The sequence below is a fragment of the Gordonia sp. CNJ-863 genome, assembly GCF_001942325.1.
In the GTDB taxonomy this organism is placed as follows: Bacteria; Actinomycetota; Actinomycetes; order Mycobacteriales; family Mycobacteriaceae; genus Gordonia; species Gordonia alkanivorans.
On record NZ_MKKG01000063.1, the window covers coordinates 1 to 2,840 of the forward strand.

Genomic DNA, 2,840 nt, shown 5'->3' on the forward strand with positions numbered 1-2,840 from the left:
TCGTGGTGACCCCAAGTACTGTGGCGGTCGCTGCCACGAAAACCACGGTGAAACCGATGACGAACAGGCCTGCGGCGAGCGCCACACGCGAGCGACCCCGTTTATTCGACTCCCCCACCGACACCGCAGGCGCCTCGGCGCCGACCACGCCAGCCAGATACGACAGATACCCCGGAACGAGGGGGACCACGCACGGTGAGGCGAACGACACCAGTCCGGCGATCACGCACGCGAGCAGCGCCAGTAGGAGCGGACCGCTGGCGACGAGGTTGGCAAACGTCTCGCCGACCGCGGCCTGCACTTCGACCGACTGCGGGGTCATTGGGGTGGTGCCACAGGCTCGGCGAGAACTCGCTGAACTGTTGACCCGAGTTCGTCGGCGGTGATGGCCTTGAGGAACACCGCGGCCGGACGGTGGTCGCGGTCGAGCACGATGGTGGTCGGCACCACCGACGTTGGGGTGGTCAGCGCAGCCAGGGTCAGACCGGCAAAGTCGTAGATCGAGGGAAAGGCGACTTTTCTGTCGATAATGAAGTCCTTCGCTGCCTGCCGGTTGTCGCGCAGATTGATACCGAGGAACTCGACTCCCGAGGCCTTGTTCTGGGCGTAGACATGCTCGAGGTCGTCGGCTTCTCCCCGGCAGGGTCCGCACCACGAACCCCAGACGTTGATGACGACGACTTTGCCTGCGAAGTCGTCGAGTCCGATGGTCTGGTCGGTCACCACGTCAGGGCCGGAGACGGTAGCGATCCTCTGACGGCTCGCGGGCGGATCGTAGGTGATGACCGTCTGCCCGCCGGGCGAGACGAACTGAAAGGTTCCCCCCTGCGCAACGGCGTCGTCGCCAGCGCTACCACAACCCGACGCTACCCACGGCACCACGCATATCAGCGCCAGGACCGCCGCCCGCACCGCGGATACCCTTCTCCCCTGCTGCACCAGCACTCCTCGACGTTGATCTACTACGCAGCGTGGTAGATCACCATTCGACTTGTCAACATAGGCATAGTTTTTGTGGCCCTCACCCGACCGGTGGCCGACTTTCTGCGGCGTACATGTGTGACGTTCACCGAGTGCGTTAGGAACGCCCACCTGCTAATACGTTCGGACTCGGGCGTGTTTCCCGACTCGGCAGTCACTGCCCATCCGCAACTACATCACCTAGTAGTAGAGGCCCCGCGATTGCGATGGGCACTCAATCAGATCGTGTTACTGCTGTGACCTGTGGGGCCTATGGTTCGAACGGAGGGCTGCCGATCGTGGCCTCATGTGCACCTGGCGTGTGGTGCTGAACGTCAGTGCGTCGCGCCCGTCTCCGGAAGGTCTCGCTGGCATGCCTATGTCGTCCCTCACCCGCCGCTGCGGCGCTCCACGGCCTTGTCTGAGACTGGGGGTCGCAGGAATCGTTGCTGCGGTTCTGCTGAGCTTCTCGGTCGACGCTCGAGCACGAGCCGACGCCGATACCGCCCATGTGACTCAGCAGTTCGCCCAACTGGTCGCCGAGACGATCTCGGCAACACTGGGCGGCCCGGCGATGGGAACCCTCGCCGACGAGATCCGAACAGTCAGCACATGTCTGGCCGACCGAGCGCGCCCAGTCGAGCCGCCAGTGCCAGCCGAGGATCCCATCACTGCGGTGGGATGCTTCGCCGCCGTGCTCGGTGCGGGACGAGCAGCCGCCGAACTGATTGTCGACGCGCTGCCGATCGGGCGGTTGCTGGCGCTTCTGGCTTTCGAGATGCGTCCCCATGATCCCGCGGCTGCGCACCCGGCACCAGCCGGTCCACCCGTCTATTCGTCGCCGTCGCCGGGGTCGGTGGTCGCTCCCACGAACGGCCGAGTCACCTCCACCTTCGGTGACGGCCGCGGCCATCAGGGTATGGACATCGGCAACGACCTGGGGGCACCGATTTTCGCGGTCACCGACGGCGAAGTGATCAACTCGGGGCCAGCTGAAGGCTTCGGGTTGTGGGTACGCATCCGGCATGCCGACGGAACAATCACGACCTACGGCCACAACGACGACAATCTCATCAACGCGACAGCACCGGTCACGGTCGGTCAACCCATTGCCACGGTGGGCAATCGTGGCAACTCGACCGGGCCTCACCTGCACTTCGAGGTTGCTGATGCATCCGGCGCCGCCCTCGACCCGGTGCGATGGCTCGCCGAACGCGGCGTCAGTCTGCCCTCCGACAGCGACGCCGAACCTACTATCACGCCCAACGAACCGCCGAGCACCGGAAGCGCAGACCTCTGGCGGTAAGGGTGGCTGCGGCGCACGGTCGCGACTTACCGGTCGGGCCGAACTCAATGAGGGAGGCGACGTTTCGCCGCGGTTCTGTCGCCTCCCGGTCGAGACTCGGGATTCCAGTACCAACTATGCTACCTAGTAGTTAATCGACTACAGTCCGTAGTAACGGCCCGGGAAGTCGCACGCACGATGCGCGTGTTGCTTCGATCAGGGCCACCATTTTCCGAGTCAGATGGAGGCCTCATGACCGCGGTGTCCCCGCGCCCGCCCGAGGTGGTCGCCACGCGGCCCTATCCCGAGCGGCGAAAGGCCAAAGGGTCATTCATCTACACGATGCTGACCACGACCGATCACAAGCTGATCGGCATGATGTACATCGTCGCGTGCTTCGGGTTCTTCCTCATCGGCGGATTGATGGCGCTGCTGATGCGCGGAGAACTTACGACGCCGGGCATGCAATTCCTCTCGACCGAGCAGTACAACCAGCTGTTCACCATGCACGGCACGATCATGCTGCTGATGTATGCCACCCCCATCGTGATCGGCTTCGCCAACTTCGTACTGCCCCTGCAGATCGGCGCTCCCG

General features: G+C 64.2%; 4 protein-coding genes. 2 read left to right on the forward strand and 2 right to left on the reverse strand.

Going from position 1 to position 2,840, the window contains the following annotated elements; genetic code table 11:
- Both BJF87_RS21705 and BJF87_RS21710 read right to left on the reverse strand, forming a co-directional pair.
- Nucleotides 1-322: cytochrome c biogenesis CcdA family protein (locus tag BJF87_RS21705; RefSeq protein WP_222844789.1), on the reverse strand; the 322-nt coding region annotated here is incomplete at its 3' end.
- On the reverse strand, nucleotides 319-939 hold the full coding sequence (locus BJF87_RS21710; protein WP_084813247.1) for a TlpA disulfide reductase family protein: 621 nt from the start codon (nucleotides 937-939) through the stop codon (nucleotides 319-321). The genes BJF87_RS21705 and BJF87_RS21710, both read right to left, overlap by 4 nt.
- 532 nt (nucleotides 940-1,471) lie before the next feature.
- Between BJF87_RS21710 and BJF87_RS21715 the strand changes: the two genes are divergently transcribed.
- Nucleotides 1,472-2,266 carry a M23 family metallopeptidase gene (locus tag BJF87_RS21715; RefSeq protein WP_258325144.1) on the forward strand — a complete coding sequence of 265 codons (795 nt, stop codon included), beginning with the start codon at nucleotides 1,472-1,474 and terminating at the stop codon, nucleotides 2,264-2,266.
- Nucleotides 2,267-2,497: 231 nt separating this feature from the next.
- On the forward strand, nucleotides 2,498-2,840 hold a 343-nt coding region (locus BJF87_RS21720), incomplete at its 3' end, for a cbb3-type cytochrome c oxidase subunit I (RefSeq protein WP_187346532.1).